Origin of the sequence: Kordiimonas lacus (assembly GCF_001550055.1) — a bacterium.
GTDB classification, from domain to species: Bacteria; Pseudomonadota; Alphaproteobacteria; order Sphingomonadales; family Kordiimonadaceae; genus Kordiimonas; species Kordiimonas lacus.
The window spans coordinates 17,790-38,023 of record NZ_LRUA01000001.1 but is presented as its reverse complement, the minus strand read 5'-3'; the positions used below and the strand labels follow the sequence as shown (position 1 = coordinate 38,023).

Below are 20,234 nucleotides of genomic sequence, written 5' to 3'. Positions count from 1 at the left end.
GACCGCACCAAGCCCGTGCGGCAATGGAGAGAAACATGAACGCCCCAGCTACTTTCGACGCAGCCAACACTTCCGACGCCCCGATCCGCCACGACTGGACGCGGGAAGAAGTTATGGCCTTGTTTGAAAAGCCTTTTATGGACCTGGTGTTTGAGGCCGGGCGCGTTCACCGCATTTATCACGATCCCAACAAAGTGCAGTTGAGCCAGCTGATTTCCATCAAGACCGGTGGCTGCGCCGAAGACTGCGGTTACTGTTCCCAGTCGGCCAAGCATAAAAAGACGACTGGCCTTGAAGCCACCAAGCTGATGGAAGTAGAGCGCGTGATCGACGCTGCCAAGAAGGCCAAGGCCGGCGGCGCATCGCGCTACTGCATGGGCGCTGCCTGGACCAGCCCGAAGGACCGCGACATGGACACGATTGTGGCTATGGTTGAAGGCGTGAAGGACCTGGGCATGGAAACCTGCATGACACTGGGCATGCTGTCTGATTGTCAGACCAAAAAGCTGAAGGATGCGGGCCTCGATTATTACAATCATAATGTCGACACGTCCGAAGAATTCTACGGCGAGATTATCACCACCCGTACCTATCAGGAGCGGATCGACACGCTGAACCGTGTGCGCGAGGCGGGCATCAATGTCTGCTCCGGCGGCATTGTGGGTATGGGCGAGCGCGTGGAAGACCGCGCGGGCATGCTGCAGACACTGGCGAACCTTGACCAGCACCCGGACAGTGTGCCGATCAATATGCTGGTGGCGGTGCCGGGCACGCCGCTTGAGCATGTTGAGCGCCTCGACCCGCTGGAGTTCGTGCGCACCATTGCAGTCGCCCGCATCATGATGCCGAAAGCGGAAGTGCGCCTTTCGGCTGGTCGTCAGGAAATGACCGAAGAAGCACAAGCGCTGTGTTTCCTCGCGGGCGCCAGCAGCATCTTCTATGGCGAGCAGCTTTTGACCACGCCGAACCCTGAAAACAACAAGGACATGGCCCTGTTCTCGAAGCTCGGCCTCAGCCCGGCTTAAATATGACGGGTACCCCCACATGGTATGATGAGGGCATCCAGCATATCTGGCTGCCCTATACCCAGATGAAAACGGCCACACCGCCCTTGCCCGTGAAGGCAACAAGTGGCGTGCGCATCACGCTGGATGACGGGCGCGAGCTGATCGACGGCATTTCCAGCTGGTGGGCGGCGGCGCACGGCTACAATCACCCCCACATTCTGGACGCTATGAAGGCGCAGCTTGATGCGATGCCGCATGTCATGTTCGGCGGGCTGGTGCATGAGCAGGCCTTGAAACTGAGTTCACGCCTCGCGGCCATGCTGCCGGGGGACCTGAACCGCTGTTTCATTGCGGAATCCGGCTCGGTTTCCGTTGAGGTGGCCATGAAGATGGCGGCGCAATATTTCATGAACCGGGGTGAAAGGCGCACCAAGTTCGTGCATTTCCGCGGCACTTATCACGGCGACACGCTCGGCACCATGGCGGTGTGTGACCCGGAAGAGGGCATGCACGGCATGTTCAAGGGCATGCTGGCGGAAAACCTGCTGACCGACCTGCCGAGGGATGCTGAAGGCGCGGAGCGCTTTGCCGCGTTCCTGAAGGTCAACGCGCCGGATGTTGCGGCGGTGATCACGGAACCGCTAGTGCAGGGCGCGGGCGGCATGGTGTTCCACACGCCCGAGACCCTTCAGTGGATCAGGCAGGCGTGTGATGCGGCGGGTGTGCTGATGATCGTCGATGAGATTTTCACCGGCTTCTACCGCACGGGCACCTGTTTTGCCATTGATCAGGCCGGCATCGTGCCCGATATGGTGACACTGTCGAAAGCCCTGTCAGGCGGGGTGGCGCCGCTTTCCGTTTGTGTAGCGCGCGATACCATCTTTGATGCCTTTTATGACGACGATCCGATGAAAGCACTGATGCACGGCCCCACCTATATGGCGCATGCGCTTGGGTGTGCGGCGGCCAATGCCTCGCTCGATCTGTTCGAGCGTGAAGATTATGAAGCCAAGGCCGAGGCCATCCAGCATCAGATGATGGCGGAGCTGGCGCCCTGCGGGTTCCTGGACAATGTGAAAAGCGTGCGGGTGAAAGGCGCTATTGGTGTGGTGCAGCTTGAAGACGCATCTATGATTGAAGCGCTGAAGCCGAAGTTTGTGGCCGAAGGCGTGTGGATCCGGCCATTCCGCGACATTGTCTATCTGACGCCGCCGCTTATCATTGAGCCGGCGGACTTAACAAAGCTCACCGGCTCAATCTACAAGGTTCTGTCTGAAGCCTGAGGCCTCTAGCGGCCCCCTTCATCCGTGTCGTCTTTCCTGGTTGGTGCGACTTCAATCTCGTCGTCCATTTCCTCTTCAGATGTGTCTTTCGCCTCAAGCTTTACCTGCTGGATGCTGACATTGCCGGCGCGGTTCATGTTGCGCTTGACAACATCTGTCAGCAGCCGCTGAACATGGGGCGGATACATGCTGACATCCAGGTTCCGGCCATTGCGGCCAACAGACTGGAAGTTGGCGCCACCGTTGGCTGCGCTGACATAGCCGTTATAAAGGTCGGCAATATGCCAGTCTTCCAGCTTCACTTCGATGCTGGTCACTGGCCCCAGCAGGAAGCCGAAATCGCGGCGGGCATATTTGTTGATGTGGGCGAGGAGGTCGCGGTCAAAATTCGGAAACTTCTGCGCCACGTCTTTATAATAGGTGGAAACACGGAGGATATGGTCATCCTTGATCCAGGTGCCGCGGATGCTGTTGACGAAATCACGTGCGTTGTCTTCAAGGTCGGCATAGACGGTTTCGCCGGTATAGGCTTTGGTGCGCAGGTTTGGTGACCCAACAGACCCGAGGAAGAAACCATAGATCACGACCGGATCAGACCAATTGTCCAGCACATGCTGGCGGATATCATTGGGTGAAATCATCATGCCCATAAAGTCCGTCTGACGGTCGCAATAGAAGCGGTCCTGATCGTCTGGATCACTGCAGTCGCCGTATATGCGGTCCACCAGTGTGACCGGGTAGCGGTCTGCAATCTTGGCATACATAATCGCGTTATGCAGGTTCAGCCAGTATGCCAGCTGTTCGTTTTTATTCAGCTTCGTAAGGTCGATCTTGTCTGGCAGATCCAAAAGCACATCCCGAACCTCGCGTACTACGAATTCCTGCTCGCTGGTCTTGATGTCGTGGAACATCACACGGTTGCCCTCAAGCCTAGACGGCTTGGGGTTGTCGCGCACCAGTCGCGTGCCTGTGCCGGAGCCCGGCCAAACCCGGCGGGCGGGCTTGTGGTCTGACCGCCCAAGCGGCATGACTGTCTTCTCCAGAAGATAGTCCATGTCCTCATATTTGAGGGCGGTCACTGAATTCGGGTTATAGGCTGTCGGCAGCTTTGGCTCAGCTGCGTCAGCTGAGAAGCTGACAGTCAGGAGTGCGCCGGTAATGGCCGCGCACGCGCCTTTAATGATTTGCATTGAGAACCCCACTATCTCGCGTCATTGATATTTTTTATTGTTGTACGAAAAAATATAGGGACAATATTCTAAGACTACAAGGGTAGCTAAACCTGAAACTATACTTTCAGGATGATTTTTCGTCTTTGCATTATTGCCACAGGCAGCCAGGTCACGAGTATCACACCAAAGGCGGGTAAGAGCGTTGCCGCGGGCACGCCGATGGTGCCGCCAAGGCCGTCAACCAGGTGGTCCGCGAATCTGTTCAGCAGCATCGGCCCCATCAGATAGGTGTGCAGCACATAAGCGGTGATGGCATTGATGCCGAAGGCCTGCATGAAGGTAACGGACCAGCCGCGATAACCCTTGATATCAATCACCCAGATCAGGAAAGCGAAGGTCAGCAGCCCGAGGCCGGTTGTGGCCAGCACGAAGGTTGAGGACCATACGGCCTTGACGATGGGGTGGAAGGGCGCGAGGCCATAACCCAGCACGGTGAGCACTGTGCCCGCGAGAGCGAGCCGCCCGACAGTATCGATCGTCCCGCCTTTGGTTTTGATATAAAGCCCGGTCAGCACCCCCAGCAGCGCCTGCGCAATGCTCGGAAGCGTGCCCAGAATGCCTTCGGGCTCAAACGGAATTGGCGCGGTGGGGTGATAGATATTATCGCCCAGCATGGCGCGGTCAAACCAGCTTGAGAAATTCTGGCCCGGCGCCCAGAGGTCACGCGTTGCATCTGGCACCTCCACAAGCAGCAGGCCATGATAGCCAACAAGGACCGCCAGCGCGATGATCGCCAGCGTGCGCCAGCTGAAGGTCAGGAACAGGATAGCGGCTCCGAAGAAGGTCAGGCCGATGCGCTGCAGCACACCCAGAAGGCGGATCGGGCCGTCCCAGTCTGCAAAAGAAAGCGTCAGCCCGAGCCCGATCAGGAACAGGAGCGCCGCCCGTTTGAAGAGCCGTATCAGCACCGGGCCTGTCAACCCGGCTTCTTCCTTCTGTCCGCCCAGCGCGAAAGGCAGCGATACGCCGACCATGAAGATGAAGAAGGGGAATACAAGGTCTGCCACCGTTAGCCCCGCCCAGGGGGCATGCAGCAGCGGGCCATAGACCGGCTTGCCGGTGCCATAATGGTAAACCGCAATCGAATTCACCAGTACCATACCGATAACGCTGAGCCCCCGAAGGGCATCCAGCGACAACAGCCGGTCTTTCTTTTCTACCATGGTTCCGCTTCCCAACCGAAAATGACTACGTTGTCATTAACATGAGTGAAAGGATTTGGGAAGCAGGAAAGCTATTGGTCCTGGGTTTGTCCGGGGTCGAGTTCTTCTATCTGGACCTCGGCCTCACGCAGGTGGCGCTTGCGCTCAACCAATTCAGTCAGGAACTCCTGAACATGCCTGGGGTATTTTCCGGAGGATGCAGTTTTCCGGATTATTGCAGCAATGTCTTGCGGTGACGCGTTTGGGTTTGATGCCGTGGCTAAAACAATCCTTGCTGGGTTGGTGTTGGCTGAAGTGGTTAGGCCCAGATGGCCGTTATAGAGATCAGCGATGTACCAGTCCTCGATCTCAGGTTCGAACTGGTCCAGATTGGCGATCAGGCTTGTCATGCGAACATCTGTGAAACGCATCAGGTGGGCTTTCAGTTGCCGGTCAAAATCCGGGAACAGGATGGCATAGTCCGCGTACAGCGTTGATACACGGGCACCACCGTCCCACAGCTGGATGCCGCGCAGGCTGTTTATAAATTCGCGCGCGTTGTCTTCCAGATTGGCCCAAACATTCTGTGCAGTATAAGCTTCGCGCCTCAGGTTCGGCCCGCCAATGGTGCCCTGATAAAAACCATAAAGAACCCGGGGGTCCTGCCATCTGTTGACGATATAGACCTCTATATCGGCGAGCGACCAACGCTTGCCCGCAACCGTCAACACCTTGCGGTGCCAGTTGTCCTTATGAAAGCCCTTAAGGTTTGATTCTGGGTATTCATCGGCAATCAGGGAATACGCAGTCGCATTATGCAGGTTCAGCCAATAGGCCAGCTGTTCATTTGGCGAAAATTCTCGGAGCGGAACACTGTCAGGTACCCGGGACAGGCTATCAACAATGGCCGCGATATAGGCTTTGTTGTCTTCCCCCAATGCGTGAAAGAAAACACGGTTTGCTTCGAGCCGAGTGGGGTTTGGGTTGGTTTTGGTCAGCCGCGATGCCGGGGCGGTTTTTACGCGCGAAGCCGGTTTGCGGTCAGACCGACCAGTATCCATCACCGTTTGCTTCAATACAGCATCCCAATCGGCATAACTGATCGAAAGCGCGTCCCTCGCTTGCACAGGATGACAATAGGTGAGTATGCCTACGCACAAAATCGCAAGTAAAAGCCGCATGAAACTCTCCCCCATCTTTGCTTCAGATATCAGGGTAAACCAAAAGTGTCATCCATACAACTTTAGCAAGGTTGGTCTTATTGCGTGTCTTCAAAGAAAAAGCCCGGCGGTTGGGCCGGGCTTTCGGTGTTTGGTATGCGGGCTTCCTCTAGCGGCGGTCGCCCAGGAACTGCAGCAGGAACATGAACAGGTTCACGAAATCCAGGTACAGGTTCACCGCACCCATGATCGCGCCTTTGGCAACGGCTTCGCCTGTGGCCATCATGTAGTAGCTTTGCTTGATGCGCTGCGTATCGTAGGCGGTCAGGCCCGCGAAGATCAGTACGCCGGCAACCGAGATGATAAACTGCATCATCGATGACTGCATGAAGATGTTCACCACACTTGCGATGATCAAGCCGATCAAGCCCATGAACAGGAAGGTGCCCATGCCCGACAGGTTCTTCTTCGTTGTGTAGCCATAAAGGCTGAGCGCGCCGAAGGAAGCTGCGGTAATGAAGAAAGTCCGTGCGACACTGGTTCCTGTGTAGGCCAGGAAAATCCAGCTGATCGACAGCCCCATCACTGCGGCGAAGGCCCAGAAGATCATCTGCAGTGTGCCAGAGCTCATCTTATGAACGCCGAAGCTCATCACCATGATGAAGCCAAGCGGCGCAAGCGCCAGAACCCAGCGCAGCGGTGAGCCATAGATGGTTTGCTGCAGCTCAATGTTGCCCATCAGCATATTGCTGAACATCAGCGCAACAATGCCGGTCAGCAGAACGCCGGACGCCATATAGTTATAGACCTTGAGCATGTAGGCGCGCAGGCCTTCATCATACTCAGCAGTTTGGGTGGCAGAGCCAGCCCGGTAATTAGTGTTGTATCGTTCCACGATAGTTGCTCCCCACAGGGTTACAGTCAGTTGACGCTAATATGGGCATTCGCCCTTTTGCTTGCAACCGTATTCGCAAGAATTTGATCGCAGAATTTCCGGTGCGATAGGTTTTTCCTATCACCGGAAATTCTGTTTCTGATCACTCGGTCCGCAGCACCGCGTTCGGTTTGATGCCAAGCGCCCGGTAGCTGGAGCCCAGACCAAACAGGATGGTCACCAACAGGCTTGTCACCACGGTGAAGATCATCGGTGCAGGCAGGAAGCTGAATTCCATCTCCATAACGAAGTCCACCACGATCCAGCCTGTCAGGCTTCCAAGGCCCAAGGCGATGGCGGCGGTGATCAGGCCGATCAGGGCATACTCCAACAGGTAAGCCCGCAGGATCTGGCTTCTCACGGCACCAACCACCTTCAGGATCACGCTTTCATACACCCGCTGGCGGAAGCCGGCAGCAATCGCGCCCGCAAGCACCAGAATGCCGGCAATTATGGCCACAGCCGCGGTTGCCCGCACGGCGGTGCCGATCTGGTCCATCATGGTGTTGACGGAAGACAGTACTTCTTTCATGCGAATAGCAGTCACGTTCGGGTAGGCGTTCGTCAGCACCTTGTGGGCTTCCACTTCTGCAGCATCTGATGCCTTCAGTGTTGCCATATAGGTATGCGGCGCGACCTTCAGGGTATTGGGATCAAACAGGATCACGAAATTGAAGCCGAATGTGCCCCAGTCGATTTCCCTCAGCGACCGCACGGTTGCCGTGATCTCGCGCCCCAGCACCGATACGCTGATGGTATCGCCGATCTTGAGGCCGAGGCCATCAGCGGCTTCCTTGCCCAGGCTGACTTCCGGCTCACCGCTATAGTCAGCAGGCCACCAGTCGCCGTCCACAAGGTGGCTGCCGCTGTTCAGCTCATTCATATAGGAAAGGCCGCGGTCACCGCGCAAAATCCAGCGCACATTCTGCGCCACTTCCACGTCGGCGGCATTGACGCCATTGAGTTTGGTTACCCTGCCCCGAAGGTTCGGCACGGTCACCAGTTCATCGACGCCCTCGATACCTTTGGCCGTTTGTTCGAACTCTTCAAGCTGGTAGCGCTGGATATCCAGCAGGAAGAAGGCGGGGGCTTCTTCAGGCACCTGTTCGGTCAGGCGCTCTGACAAGTTGCCTTCAATCAGCGCCAGCGTTGAAAACAGCGTCAGGCCAAGCCCTAATGATATCACCACTGCGCCAGTGGCCGCCCCGGGCCGGTGCAGGTTCGCCACCGCCATGCGGATCAGCGGATTGCGTGACCGTGGCGCTTTGGAGGCCAGCCGTTCAATCATCCAGCTGGTGAAACGCAGAAGGCCAAGGGTGGCGCCAGCGCCGCCCATGAAACCCGCGGCCAGGATACGGTTGTCTGACATACCGACAGCCAGCAGCACCACAACGGTAGCGGCGCCAAAGATGGTGGCCATATAGATGAAGCGCGGCCAGCGTCGCTCGGGCGCCACAAGCGCCCGGAACAGACGCACAGGCGGCAGGTCCCGCGCTTTGCCAAGCGGCCACACGGCGAAGGCGATGGTGATCATCAGGCCATAAAGCGCTGACAGCACAAGGGCCACAGGGTACACACCGCCATCCGGCTTGACCGGCAGCGTGTCTGGCAGGAACAGGGTCAGGATGCTGGGCAGCAGCGAGCCCACAACCATGCCAATCACGATGGCGACAAGGCCGATCAGCAGGATCTGGAAGAAATAGGTTTTGAACACCGTGCTGCCGTCCGCCCCCAGAATCTTGAAGGTCGCGATGGTTTTGGTCTTGCGGTCCATATAGCCGCGCACAGCGTTGCCGACACCCACGCCGCCAACCACAAGGGCGGAAATGCCAACAAGCGTCAGGAAAATGCCCATCTGGTCAATGAAACGCCTTAGGCCCGGTGCACTGGTGGAACGGTCACGAACGCGCCAGTTGGCATCCGGGAAGGCTTCATCCAGGTCCTTGCGTACGGCCTTGATGTCGGTGCCCGCAGGCATCTTCAGTTTGTAATAGAAATTCACCAGGCTGCCGGTGGTGATCAGGCCGGTTTCTTCTAGCGCCGCACGCTGGATCATCACGCTTGGTCCAAGCTGGAAGCCCATGTTGGCCTTGTCTGGTTCTCTTTCAATGAAGGCGCGGATGTCGGCTTTCACATTGCCGAAAATCAGTGTGTCACCGGGCTCAACGCCCAGGCGATCCGCCAGCAGTGGGTCGATCGCAACGCCCCATTTGCCGGCGCGCCTTTCGAACAGCGCGTCATTATCCAGCATCGGTTTGGTGATAAAATCGCCATAGAGCGGGTAAAGGTTATCGACCGCCCGAAGCTCCACAAGGGTGGACCGCGGAGCGCCGTCAACCCGCGCCATGGTGCGCAGTCGCGCACTGTCGGACAGCGTGCCGCGTTCGGTCAGCCATTCGCGGGCGTCGCTCTCAAGCTGCGCCTGGAAGATGTTGATCTCAAGGTCACCACCCAGGATCGACTGTCCTTCGCGTTCCATGCCTTCCTGGATCGCACGTGTGAGCGAGCCAACAGCGGCAATGGCGGTTACGCCCAAAATCAGGCAGGCCATGAAGATGCGGAAGCCCGACAGGCCGCCACGAAGTTCTCTGAGCGCCAGCCTTAACGCCACTGGCAGGGCGGGGCTACGGCTGATCATTTGTTTGATACCTTGCCCATAACGTCAGCATCGCCGGTGACGGATTTGGTGTTGCCCGTGTCGTCCACCACTTTGCCGTCGGCCATGGAAATCACCCGGTCACAGCGGTCTGCAAGCTCGGGGTCGTGGGTCACCAGCACAAGGGTAGACCCGCGCGCTTCAGCCAGATCAAAGATCAGTTTGATGATGGCATGGCCGGTCTTGCCGTCGAGGTTGCCGGTGGGCTCATCACCAAACAGGATGGCAGGCTCAGGCGCCAGGGCGCGCGCCAGCGCCACACGCTGCTGTTCGCCACCCGAAAGCTGTGCCGGGTAATGGTCCATCCGGTGCGCAAGGCCCACGGCTTCCAGTTCCCGCGCCGCGCGGTCAAAGGCGTCATTAACGCCTGCAAGCTCCAGCGGTACGGCGACATTTTCAAGCGCCGTCATGGTGGGGATCAGGTGGAAAGCCTGCATCACAATGCCTACGCCCTTGAGGCGGTGGCGGGCCAGCGTGTCTTCGTCCGCGCCTTCAAACTTCAGGCCACCGACGCTCACGGAGCCAGTTGTGGCCTGCTCCAGGCCGGTCATCAGGCTCATCAGCGATGACTTGCCGCTGCCCGACGGGCCAACGATGCCCACAGTTTCGCCTTTTTCTATGCCGAAACTGATGCCCTTGAGGATGTTCACCGGGCCCGCGCCGCTTTCAAGCGTCAGTGTGACATCGGTTAATTTGATGATGCTGGAGGTATCAGCCATTGTAATTGTCTCTCTTCGCTGCCAGATAGTTTGTTTATGGTTCTAAATTATGTCTCTTAAAGCTGGGAGCTTGCCCTGTGAAGGTCAATCAATCGCTCAAACTTTTTTTCTATACGCTATTCGCCCTCGTTTGGACGAGTTTTGCGCCAGCCAGTACCGTAAGTGCGATGGATGGCGACAATGCGGCGGATACGGTTGAGATCCTGGCCTTTGGTGACAGCTTGACCGCAGGCTATGGCCTTGAGGCTGGTGACGGCTTTACCGACCAGCTTGAAGCCTGGCTGAATACCAATATGGATGTGCCGGTGAAAGTGACCAACGCCGGCGTTTCGGGCGATACTACATCGGGCGGCCGGTCGCGCCTTGAATGGGGCCTTGCGCCCTTTGAAGGCGGCAAGCCGGACCTGGTGATCCTGACACTGGGCGGCAATGACGGCCTTCGCGGCATCGACCCCACCATCACGCGCGATAACATAGACGCCATGGTGAAGCTGTTGAGCGAGCGCGATATTCCAGTGCTGATCGGTGGTATGCTGGCGCCGCCGAACCTTGGCCCGGATTATGCCGAAATTTTCAATCCAGCCTACAAAGCCACGGCGGAAAAATACGACCAGCCGCTTTATCCCTTCTTCCTTGAAGGCGTTGCTGCAGACCCATCGCTGAACCAGCCGGACGGTATTCACCCCAATGCGGAAGGCGTAAAAATTATCGTTTCCAAGCTCGGACCAGTAGTCAAAGACCTGATTTTGCGCTAGGGTTAGTGTATCGCGGGTATGTGACCCACGAAATCTTGTCGTTACGACTCTTTTTAGGGAGGTCGGCCATGGTTCGTTTATTCGTCGGCCTGGAAATTCCCGAAAATGTGCGATCTGCGCTTGATGAGGCGCGCGGCGGTGTCGAATGCGCACACTGGCAGCGGGATGACCAGCTCCATCTCACCCTTGCTTTTATTGGCGATGTTCCCAAGCGGACCATGCATGAAATTGAAAGCGAACTTTCCCGGATCATCGTGTCGCCGTTTGAGCTTGCGCTCACCGGTGTCGGGCTGTTCGGAAAGCCCAAGCAGCCCAAAAATCTTTGGGCCGGGGTGTCAGACAGGCAAAGGCTTTCGCATCTGCATGAGAAAATCTGCCATGCGCTTGAAAGCGTCGGGGTGGAGGTTGAACGCAGGAAATACAAGCCGCACGTGACACTGGCGCGGTTCCGGCGCGGTGCGCAGGCTCGGATCGGCGATTGGCTGACCGAACATGAAATCCTGCACACGCCAAGCTGGACGGTGGATCATTTCACCCTGTTTTCCAGCCAGCTGACTTGCGAGGGGTCCTATTATACCGTCGAAAGCCGCTTTGGTCGCGCCTTTGAGGGCGAGCCCGAAGAAGAGGATATCTCCGCCTTCAGCGACTTTGAACTGGAACCAGCCTGGTAGCAGGCAGCTTGGATGCCATCTCGGTGATGGCGTCCAGAAGCGGCCCGCGCGCGTTCCAGGGCAGGAAATGGTTGCCGCCTTCAAGCGTCACCAGCTTGGGCGCTGTGCCTGAAAATTCCCGCATCATATAATCTGTGTTGGCATAGGGCACCAGCTCGTCTGCTGTCCCGTGCACAATGGTAACAGGTATATGGATATCCCTTAAGCGGGGCGCCAGCGCGCGCAACTCATCCTCAAGCGCAATCAGTTCAAAGTTCGCGTTCCGGAACTCCCACTGCAAAAGCCATGAAACTGGCGGTGTCGCGCCCAGATGCTGTACCCACATCACTTCTTCAAGGTCTGGGTCCAGTGCGCCGGCCGCGATGATCACCCCGCCCAGCTTGTCGCCGTATAGCATTGCGGCAGCAGCCACCACCGGGCCACCCAGCGAATGGCCCACCAAGATGGGCTTGCCGCGTTCGGGCACGGTAATCAGCGGCCCTAGCGCACGGGCCTGCTCCATGATGGAAGGCTGGGCGTTCTCCGGTCGGGTCTGGCCGAAACCGGGACGATCAACTGCGATGAACTGATATCCTGTGGGAGCGTGCTTCAGCATGTCATACCAGTTGGACGCGTCACCGGGCGTGCCGTGCACGAATATGACACGCTGGCCAGTCGGGTCACCGCCCTCAAGGTAGCTTAGTTGATACATCTGTCCAGCCATGGTGGCGACAGACCGGCGCCAGGCGAATTCGTCATGGTCGAACCTTGGCTGCATCGAGATATAAGCCGAGGCACAGCCGATCAGCAGGAAGGGCAGCAGCACCAAACAGCACCAGAATTTCTTAGACCCCAGCAGGCGGCGAACACGCATTGATTTTCCTCGCAGTATTTCCTGGAAGTCTAGGGGGCGTGTCTGCAGGCGTCAGCGCACAAGATGTCACAAGGGCGTGACAGCTCTATACGCCGAAGCGGTCGAGAACCGATCCAACCTGATGCACGTAGCCGCCACCGAACAGGCGCACATGAACCAGAAGAGGCCAAAGCTGGTATAGCGCGCAGCGGTCCTCATGGAAGCCAGCATCAATGGCGAAGTGGGCGTGATAGGCATCGAAGAAGGCTGGGTCCAGCCCACCCATCAGCTGGATGAAGGCCAGGTCCATCTCGCGGTGGCCATAGGATATGGCGGGGTCGATGAAGCCTGCGGCATGGTCGCCGTCGATCAGCATGTTGCCCGCCCACAGGTCACCGTGCAGCAGGCTGGCGCCGGGGTCGCGCGGGATCAGGTCCGGCAGCTTGGCCGCGAGCGCTTCAACACGCGTCATGAAGCCGGCGTCGATGCGGCTGGTGTTCAGGCAGGATCGCGCCATGGCCAGCAGGCGTTGATCACGGAAGAAGCTGATCCAGTCCGCGCTCGGGACGTTCTTTTGTGGCAGGGGGCCAATCACGGTATCCGCCTTGAAGCCGTATGGCTTCTTGTCGCCGCTTGTCACGCGGTGCAGCGCCGCCACATGTTTTGCCACATCTTCAGCCGCCGCGCGGGCGTTAGTAATACCCTGGTGTTCAATATGGCTGATTACCAATATACCGGCTTCCTGAAACAGGACTTCGGGCACCGGCAGATCACTTGCGGCCCGAAGATGCTTCAGCATCATGGCTTCGATCTTGGTGGTGTCGCCCTGGTCCGCGCGGGGGCGCTTGGCCACCACCTTGCGGCCGTCCCCCAGCGTCAGGCAGGAGACATCGGCAATGTCGCCGCCCCGCATGGGCTTCGATCCCGTCACCGGGCTGCCAAGTGCTTTCGCGAGTTTCTGTGCCAGCGGGGATGCCATGGCGGGGGCTACATATGCCGCGCTTTGATGGCAGCCAGTAGGCCCTCGGCGGCTTCCCTTGCTGCCTCGAAGCACAGGTCGAACTGATTCACTTCGCCATAGTAAGGGTCTGGCATCTCTTCATAGGGGTGGTCGGGCGCGTAGCTCATGAACAGCTCAATCCGGTCCTGGTGTTCGGGTGCTGCGCGGGCCATCAGGTCGCGGTAATTGTCATGGTCCATCACCAGGATATGATCGAACGTGTGGAAATCGTCGTCGCGCACCTGGCGTGCGCGCTGGCGGGAGATATCAATGCCGTTCTTTTTCGCTGTGGCCTGGGCGCGGCGGTCGGGCGGGTTGCCTGCGTGATAGCTGATGGTGCCGGCGCTGTCGATCTCGATGCGGTCCGTGAGGCCGGTGGCATCCACAGCTGCCCGGAAGGCACCTTCCGCCATGGGTGACCGGCAGATGTTCCCCATGCAAACAAACAAAACTTTCACCATCTGGATTTGCTCCCACGCCGCTTTTGCCTATAAGTATGCCTGATCAACAAGTAGCGTATCTTGGCGGGGAGAGAAAGAGCGCATGGGGCCATACAGGGATATCGTCATTCTGACAGGTGCGGGGGTGTCCGCCGAATCAGGCGTGCGCACGTTCCGCGACAATGACGGCCTGTGGGAAGAGCACCGGGTGGAGGATGTGGCCACCCCCGAAGCCTTCGCGCGCGACCCCAAGCTGGTGCAGCGCTTCTATAACCTGAGGCGCGCGCAACTGCCGACCGTTCAGCCCAACGATGCCCATAAGGCCATCGCCCGATTGCAGAGGGAACTGGATGGCCGCGTGACCGTTGTTACCCAGAATGTGGTTATATGAACTGAAAAAATTTGTTCATCAATCGCAGTATCCCAATGTTTTCTCTTGAATGAATATGTTATTTAGCGACCAGTATTTATGTGCACTAATTTCTATAAGATATTGAAAAATATTGACTAAATAGAAAATGGTGTGATTGAGTTATGGCGATCTAATCGGAGGTTGCTGTGACAAGTTCAAGAAATTCGGCCAACATTCAGAACTACTTTGTCCACTATCACCTTCCCAAGGTTGGAGATACTGTGATGAAGGTGGATGGACTGCGGGAGCATCTTCCTTCAATCTGGGAGTATCCTGGTATGACAATCATGTCGGAAGCATCCCTTTTTCTATCAGGCCTAGCTGAGTCCGGCCGTTCTGCTTCACCGCATACTTGGAAAGCAGCAGCAACAGATGTTGAGGGCTGGCTCAATTATTTGCTGGCGCGAGGAATAGTATGGGGTGCAGCGATTGTTGATGATTTGATCAGCTACCGCGACGCATTGCTAACGGTACCGAGCCAAAAAACCGGGGAACCCTGCTCGTCAGCAACCGTTCGGCGGAGAATGGTCTATATTCTAGAGTTTTATAGGTATTTGGCTGCCAAAGGTCTTTATGTTGGCGACATTGTTGACGGTTTGTCTGAGGTCAAAAGCTACAAGCCTTTTGTTCCCTCTGATCTTGATGCAATGACACATACCCGGCCCAAAACGCTTGCCAAGGCTGCAGTTAGCAGTCGCTCGAAACTGTTGCCTAAAGGATGCCATGTTCGACACCCTCGACCTCTGTCGGTAAAAGACTATCGTGCCCTTGCAGCCGCAGCTGGACCAAGGCCATCTGAACGTGAAGATGGCTCAGGAAGAGACAGGTTGATCTTGGACCTGACGACAACTGGCTCACTAAGAATTAATGAAATTGAGCGGCTCAGAGTGGATCAAGTAGCTGCATTGGATCCACAAACAACGGGAAGAATAATTATCAGGGGGATCGAAGGTAAAGGCCGCGGCGGGAAGAAGATACGCGATATTGAGATCAACAGCGAAGTTGCTAAGGACATTTTAGCATATATTGAGGGTGAACGCCGACAGGCAGTAAATCAGTTTAAGAAAAAGTACAATACTCTCCGCGCGCCTACAGCTTTGTTTTATTCCCGCCCAGACTACGGTCGTCCAGGTCCGCTCTCTGCTGACGGAATTCGGGCCGCATTTAACAAGCTGCAGATTGAAGCAAAGCTGGTTGATATTGATCGACATGGTAATCCACGGCACCGTTATGCCTTTCATGACCTCCGTCACACCTATGCCAGTTGGACGGCGGCAATATCAGTAGAGAAGGGAATTCCTACCAACTGGAGGGCGATCGCCGACCAAATGGGGCACAGTGACCCATCTTTGACGAAGAAAATTTACACCCATTTTGTGGAAATTCTTGAACCCGGCACCCGCACTTTTATTGATCTTAGTGCATTGACCTCCACAGATGGAGTGTCTCCATGAAACGTGAAAATTCCCAGGCCGATCTTGCAAAGGTAATGCAGATAAAGGCGATTAAGCGCGGCAAGATTGTAGATGTTAGCCAGCCTGAAGGGGTGCGCTATGTCACTCAGTGGGAAGCGGAGGCTGGAGTATTTCGAGTGTGGTATGAAGGGGAGTGGATAGATGTGGCATGTCCGGAACTTCGAATTTACCCAGGCCTAGTCCAGCACTTTGTTGACGCTTTTGAGGCCGTTTATCGGGCTTCAACCTTGTACTCTCTCCAATGCCTTATTCGCAATGTCAGGGCTGGATTCATACGGTTTCTGGCGTTCAAGGGTGTGCCAAGTAGCGTAAGTTTCGAAGACATCAATCCTCAAATGATTGGTCAGTTTAAGAACTACTTAGACTCTGCGAATGCGCGAACGATCTTAGCTGCAAAGAAAAACCATCCTGAATCTAACACGCTATCAGTACAGACCCGGGCATCATATGCGAACTCGCTGGTTCGATGCCTCCAATACATATCCCAAGACAGTTTTACAGGTCTTCAAAAGCACCTGCCTACCTTTGAGAATATATTGCATTACAGGAATGCCCACAAAAAGAAGGTAGGAATCCAACGTATGGATTTTCCGCAGTATTTGGAGTTGGTGAATGCGATACAAGTAGAAATCCGCAATCAAGTGGATAGCTATTTCGAAGGGCAGGAAATGTTGGCTGTCGGTCGAGACCAATTATCTCGATTGAAGCCTCGGCAGGGGAATGACCGGAATCCATATAGATGGGACAAGGCAACTTTTCTGGCAAAGGTAGAGCAGATCATTAATGATGAAGGGTTTGTAGATGTTTTTCGCTTGCGGCAGCTTACATACGATAAGGCCAGTTCGTTCGATGCGTATAGATATTTTGCACCTTATCATTCAGATCTGGCAGCTCATCTACTCAACTTCGGGGTCATGACTGCGGCAAATCTTACACCTCTGCTGAATCTAAAATTTCACGATATAACAACACACTCCCGGTTGGGGACAATCGGCTACAAGATATGGCTTTACAAGGCACGCGCAGCCTCTGGTGGTGGCGATGGGAACCAGGCCATAGGTGTTAGTGCGGGACCATCACTTGAAGAGTATCGAGCCGATCCAAGCCTTAAAGCTGGCCTTAGGGTATCATTGGAGTTCCTCGAGCTTTGGACGCGCCCGTTAAGGAAAATACACGCCAATATGAACCAAAATGTTTTTATGGGTCTTAAGCGAAACGGAGGATGCAGTGTATTGGGTGGTAGTAATAGTTCAGCAATAATGCTCCTTGTTAACAAATTTTGCGACAGAAACAGCTTAGAGCGTATTAATTTTCAGAGTATCCGCCCAACTATTCTGGATGAAATAGAAGGACGATTTTCCGACTATCGGGTGACTCAAGAAATCGCCCATCATGCTACGCCGGATACAACGGAAAAGCATTATTTGAAGGGCTATTCGAGGCAATCCTATAGGGGGAGAATTGCCCATAGAATGGAGCAACGGTCTCGCTTCCACGCCAATGACGGGAAATCTGACCCAAGGCTCTTGCAAGGCCAAGATCATGTCGCAGCCACTCCGGGATTTGGTTGTATAGATCCTTATTCAAGTCCCGTTGTGGGCGAAAGTTCCGGACGACTTTGCGCAGCATATGGGCATTGCCCAGCTTGCCCCCTAGCTACCGCGGACATTGAAGACCCTGTTAGCGTAGCGCTGTATAAAGCTTTGAATGACGCACTTTATCGGGGATCCGAGCGCATGCAGGCACGCTCATACTTCGACAAGTTTGGTGAGGCTCATCAGGTATTGCAGGCATATCTGGGCCAGGTCCGGCCCGAAGTCGCGGCAGTGGCAGATACGTTCAGTTTTCACTTGCCAGCTGCGGAGTGAAAGAAATGCGGGAAGCGCTAGTCCATGCTTGGGGTGAGGATTTTTTTGGTGCCTCGGATATTGATTTTTTTGAGGATGTCTGGGTGTTTGAGGGGGAACATCAGACGCATAAGATCATCTGGAGTAACCTCTACTATGGTGACTCCAATACGCCTCAAAGCTGCCTCACAAATCGAAAAAACGTAGATATTCTTGCCTGGGCAAAACCACTATTTTGGGCCATGTTGTACCATCCGGCCCCGAGGGCACGCCCTAAGAAGCCTGCTGCTTTGGGCCATGATTTGACCGGGTTGCGCACCCTTCTGTCCTGGATGGCCTGCCGCAAAATTCGGTACCCAAATGAGCTAACCAGCCTGGAAATTGAGGCTTATGTTGAAGCTTTGCCCAACTTGTTGTTGGCAGATTCAGCCGCGGTTGATGAGTTTGATATAGTTGGGCAAGGTGACCAAGATGAAGAGACTGAAGTGGGGTTTGGTTGGTCTTCATTTTACAAGCGCTTGAATCTTCTGGATATAATTTACAGCCATTCCGAAGGGTTTGCGCAAGCTGGCATCAAGCCTATGCCGGAAACTCCGTTCCCCAATATTGGCGTGAAAACTTTGGCATCACGTTTGGCAGACAAATTGCCGGGCGCAATCCCGCCGCTACAGGACGAAATTGCGATTCCACTGTTTAACAACACAGCCAATCTCGTTGTTGAAGCTATCCCTTGCGTCGAACGATTGGTCCAAAATGAAAGAAACAATGCTCCCTATGAAGCACTTCTTTCAGAGAGGGCAAGCTGGAAGGAGTTCAATTGTAGCCAGATTCTTGATGCGATGCTGAAGTTTGAAGCCGAACGTATTCGCGTACCCAATATGCCTGAGGGTTTGTCGTTTTTGGAAACATTAAAACACCCTAAAGTACGCATGCATGTAACGCGGGCATTGGTGCGTCATTATATTAGTGCATGTGCGATTTTAGTGCAGGGATTGTTAGGGCTACGTGCGAGCGAACTCTTATCCATTCGACGTGGCATCGACTCTAAGAGCAATCTACCCATATGTGTCCGGACAGAGGTCAGCAATGATGGGCTATTTAAGGTTTTCCTGCTTGATGCGACGTTAACCAAAATGGCAGAAGGGTCGGAAGTGGCCACATGGACCATAGGCGCAGTTCCCGTTGATAGTACAGAACTGCCGATCGCTATTGATGCAATTATCTGCCTGAATCGCGTTGCCTCTCAAATGGATTTTTATCCTGATGATCCAGAGCGGATCTTTTTCAATTTTCGTAACAGTGGCAACAACGAGGGTACCCGGTGGAGTGTCACTTCTAGAAATACCGCCTCGGGACTTGCGAGGTATGTCAAGAGAAGCATTAGGTTTTTCGTTGATTTTGACTCCCTTCCGGATCAGTCGCTTTCAGCCCTTCATAAGAACGACCTAGTGACGTGGAAAGAAAGCTGTGGCGAGATATTCCGCCCCCACATGCTGCGAAAGACATTTGCACAGTTCATGTATCATACAGACCCCTCTCTAATTCGCGGCATTCAGCTCCAGCTTCAGCATCAATCCCTCGCAATGACATATGGGTACATAGGTTCCGGGCAACAGCGTTCAATGAGGACTGTTAGTGATCAACTGTTGGCGACCACGGTCATGGGTATAATGTATGGACAGAAACCAGCCGGTCGGCAGGGTCGCAGATTGTACGAAGATATCGATGGATATCGTGAATTGGTGGGACGCAGTAAGTCAGTTCAAGCCTGGGTGAAGGTACAGAAGCACCATATAGAAAACAACATTCGGCTGTTTTCGAATGGCCGACATGGTTACTGTTTGCCTGTCGAGCCGGACGAAATGCGTTGTCATAAAATTGCGGGTACGACTAACCCTGCAGTGCTTGGACCAAATCTAGCACACAGGTCGCCGGATGTCTGTTCTGGGTGCAGTTGTTTTGTGTTGATGGCTAATAAGAGTGATTTCTGGATACGACGGTACCAGGAGAATACACAGGCTGCTTTACAGCTGGCGACACAGCCTCTCGGTTCAAATCAGGCCAAGGTTGCTGTGGCGCGCAACATTTTCGAACAGAGAGCGAAGGCGAGCGCGCTGTTGCTTGATCAATTGGGCATTGATGTAAGAAATTTGCCGGAGGAGGAGGTGCGCAATGATGAAAAGTCGTGACAAGAATTGTGTCAGGCAGGATTTCGAGGATGCTATTGCACGTATTCTCGCGAACAAGCCACGTAACCCAACTCTCCGGACCAAGGCCGAACGGGGTTCCTTGAAGATGAATATTTCCAACGTGGCCCTTGAAGCGGGGCGTTCGCGAACGCTGGTTGGTAAGCCCGATACCGAATATGCCGATGTGCGGAGGAAAATCATTGATTTGATGGAGGCGGACATCGGTGCTAGTGCCACAGAAAGGATAATCAAAGAGTTGCGTGAGCAGCGTGACTTGTGCCGAGTTGAGCGAGACCGGGCCATGTCAGAGGCACACAAGTATCTTATTGAGTTGGAGAAAGCACAACGCCGCATTCTGCAGCTAAAGACAATGCTAGAGCGCTATCAGAAAGCAGAAGGAATGAAGCTATCTTCGGTTTCTAATCTAGCTGACAGGCCACCAACACAAAACAGGTAGCTATCAGATCAGGTCCAAACTAT

17 protein-coding genes and 1 pseudogene are annotated in these 20,234 nt (G+C 55.1%); 9 read left to right on the top strand and 9 right to left on the bottom strand.

Annotated elements, in window-relative coordinates; genetic code table 11:
• Positions 1-35 precede the first annotated feature (35 nt).
• Both bioB and KORLAC_RS00140 read left to right on the top strand, forming a co-directional pair.
• On the top strand, positions 36-1,025 hold the full coding sequence (gene bioB, locus KORLAC_RS00145) for a biotin synthase BioB (protein ID WP_068300960.1): 990 nt from the start codon (positions 36-38) through the stop codon (positions 1,023-1,025).
• A gap of 2 nt (positions 1,026-1,027) precedes the next feature.
• Positions 1,028-2,290 carry an adenosylmethionine--8-amino-7-oxononanoate transaminase gene (locus KORLAC_RS00140; RefSeq protein WP_068300957.1) on the top strand — a complete coding sequence of 421 codons (1,263 nt, stop codon included), beginning with the start codon at positions 1,028-1,030 and terminating at the stop codon, positions 2,288-2,290.
• A gap of 5 nt (positions 2,291-2,295) precedes the next feature.
• On the opposite strand, the gene KORLAC_RS00135 is transcribed toward KORLAC_RS00140, so the two are convergent.
• The 6 genes from KORLAC_RS00135 to KORLAC_RS00110 all read right to left on the bottom strand — a co-directional run bounded on the left by KORLAC_RS00135 (position 2,296) and on the right by KORLAC_RS00110 (position 10,133).
• Positions 2,296-3,480: a DUF547 domain-containing protein gene (locus KORLAC_RS00135; RefSeq protein WP_068300955.1), complete on the bottom strand. Its 1,185-nt coding sequence runs from the start codon at positions 3,478-3,480 to the stop codon at positions 2,296-2,298.
• Between the two features lie 98 nt (positions 3,481-3,578).
• Positions 3,579-4,685: an acyltransferase family protein gene (locus KORLAC_RS00130; RefSeq protein WP_068300952.1), complete on the bottom strand. Its 1,107-nt coding sequence runs from the start codon at positions 4,683-4,685 to the stop codon at positions 3,579-3,581.
• 71 nt (positions 4,686-4,756) lie between these two features.
• Positions 4,757-5,845 (bottom strand): DUF547 domain-containing protein, encoded by a 1,089-nt coding sequence (locus KORLAC_RS00125; RefSeq protein ID WP_160328561.1) that lies wholly within the window; start codon positions 5,843-5,845, stop codon positions 4,757-4,759.
• 148 nt (positions 5,846-5,993) lie between these two features.
• Positions 5,994-6,722, bottom strand: coding sequence for a Bax inhibitor-1/YccA family protein (locus KORLAC_RS00120; RefSeq protein ID WP_068300946.1), 729 nt, complete (start codon positions 6,720-6,722; stop codon positions 5,994-5,996).
• A gap of 139 nt (positions 6,723-6,861) precedes the next feature.
• The gene (locus tag KORLAC_RS00115) at positions 6,862-9,396 is read right to left on the bottom strand and encodes an ABC transporter permease (protein ID WP_068300944.1); all 2,535 of its coding nucleotides are present in this window, start codon (positions 9,394-9,396) and stop codon (positions 6,862-6,864) included.
• Complete coding sequence (locus KORLAC_RS00110; protein ID WP_068300940.1) at positions 9,393-10,133, bottom strand: ABC transporter ATP-binding protein; 741 nt, start codon at positions 10,131-10,133, stop codon at positions 9,393-9,395. The genes KORLAC_RS00115 and KORLAC_RS00110 overlap by 4 nt, the downstream gene beginning before the upstream one ends.
• A gap of 77 nt (positions 10,134-10,210) precedes the next feature.
• Between KORLAC_RS00110 and KORLAC_RS00105 the strand changes: the two genes are divergently transcribed.
• Complete coding sequence (locus KORLAC_RS00105; RefSeq protein WP_241493345.1) at positions 10,211-10,888, top strand: arylesterase; 678 nt, start codon at positions 10,211-10,213, stop codon at positions 10,886-10,888.
• 68 nt (positions 10,889-10,956) lie between these two features.
• Complete coding sequence (gene thpR, locus KORLAC_RS00100) at positions 10,957-11,559, top strand: RNA 2',3'-cyclic phosphodiesterase (RefSeq protein WP_068300937.1); 603 nt, start codon at positions 10,957-10,959, stop codon at positions 11,557-11,559.
• Here thpR and KORLAC_RS00095 read toward each other — a convergent pair.
• The 3 genes from KORLAC_RS00095 to KORLAC_RS00085 all read right to left on the bottom strand — a co-directional run bounded on the left by KORLAC_RS00095 (position 11,528) and on the right by KORLAC_RS00085 (position 13,852).
• A complete protein-coding gene (locus KORLAC_RS00095) occupies positions 11,528-12,412 on the bottom strand; it encodes an alpha/beta fold hydrolase (RefSeq protein ID WP_068300936.1) in 885 nt (294 codons plus the stop codon). The two genes, thpR and KORLAC_RS00095, sit on opposite strands and share 32 nt — an antisense overlap.
• Before the next feature lie 85 nt (positions 12,413-12,497).
• Complete coding sequence (locus tag KORLAC_RS00090) at positions 12,498-13,370, bottom strand: fructosamine kinase family protein (RefSeq protein WP_074519519.1); 873 nt, start codon at positions 13,368-13,370, stop codon at positions 12,498-12,500.
• Between the two features lie 8 nt (positions 13,371-13,378).
• Positions 13,379-13,852 (bottom strand): low molecular weight protein-tyrosine-phosphatase, encoded by a 474-nt coding sequence (locus KORLAC_RS00085; RefSeq protein ID WP_068300932.1) that lies wholly within the window; start codon positions 13,850-13,852, stop codon positions 13,379-13,381.
• Positions 13,853-13,934: 82 nt separating this feature from the next.
• Between KORLAC_RS00085 and KORLAC_RS00080 the strand changes: the two are divergent.
• The 5 genes and pseudogenes from KORLAC_RS00080 to KORLAC_RS00060 form a co-directional block, all read left to right on the top strand.
• Positions 13,935-14,213: pseudogene (locus KORLAC_RS00080) on the top strand (Sir2 family NAD-dependent protein deacetylase); the annotation flags it as partial.
• Between the two features lie 176 nt (positions 14,214-14,389).
• A complete protein-coding gene (locus KORLAC_RS18600) occupies positions 14,390-15,697 on the top strand; it encodes a tyrosine-type recombinase/integrase (RefSeq protein ID WP_139167668.1) in 1,308 nt (435 codons plus the stop codon).
• Entirely contained in the window at positions 15,694-17,586 is a 1,893-nt protein-coding gene (locus KORLAC_RS00070; RefSeq protein ID WP_068300923.1) for a phage integrase SAM-like domain-containing protein, read from the top strand. The genes KORLAC_RS18600 and KORLAC_RS00070 overlap by 4 nt, the downstream gene beginning before the upstream one ends.
• Positions 17,587-17,591: 5 nt before the next feature.
• On the top strand, positions 17,592-19,754 hold the full coding sequence (locus KORLAC_RS00065) for a site-specific integrase (RefSeq protein WP_068300921.1): 2,163 nt from the start codon (positions 17,592-17,594) through the stop codon (positions 19,752-19,754).
• Complete coding sequence (locus KORLAC_RS00060) at positions 19,738-20,211, top strand: hypothetical protein (RefSeq protein ID WP_068300918.1); 474 nt, start codon at positions 19,738-19,740, stop codon at positions 20,209-20,211. The genes KORLAC_RS00065 and KORLAC_RS00060 overlap by 17 nt, the downstream gene beginning before the upstream one ends.
• Positions 20,212-20,234 lie beyond the last annotated feature (23 nt).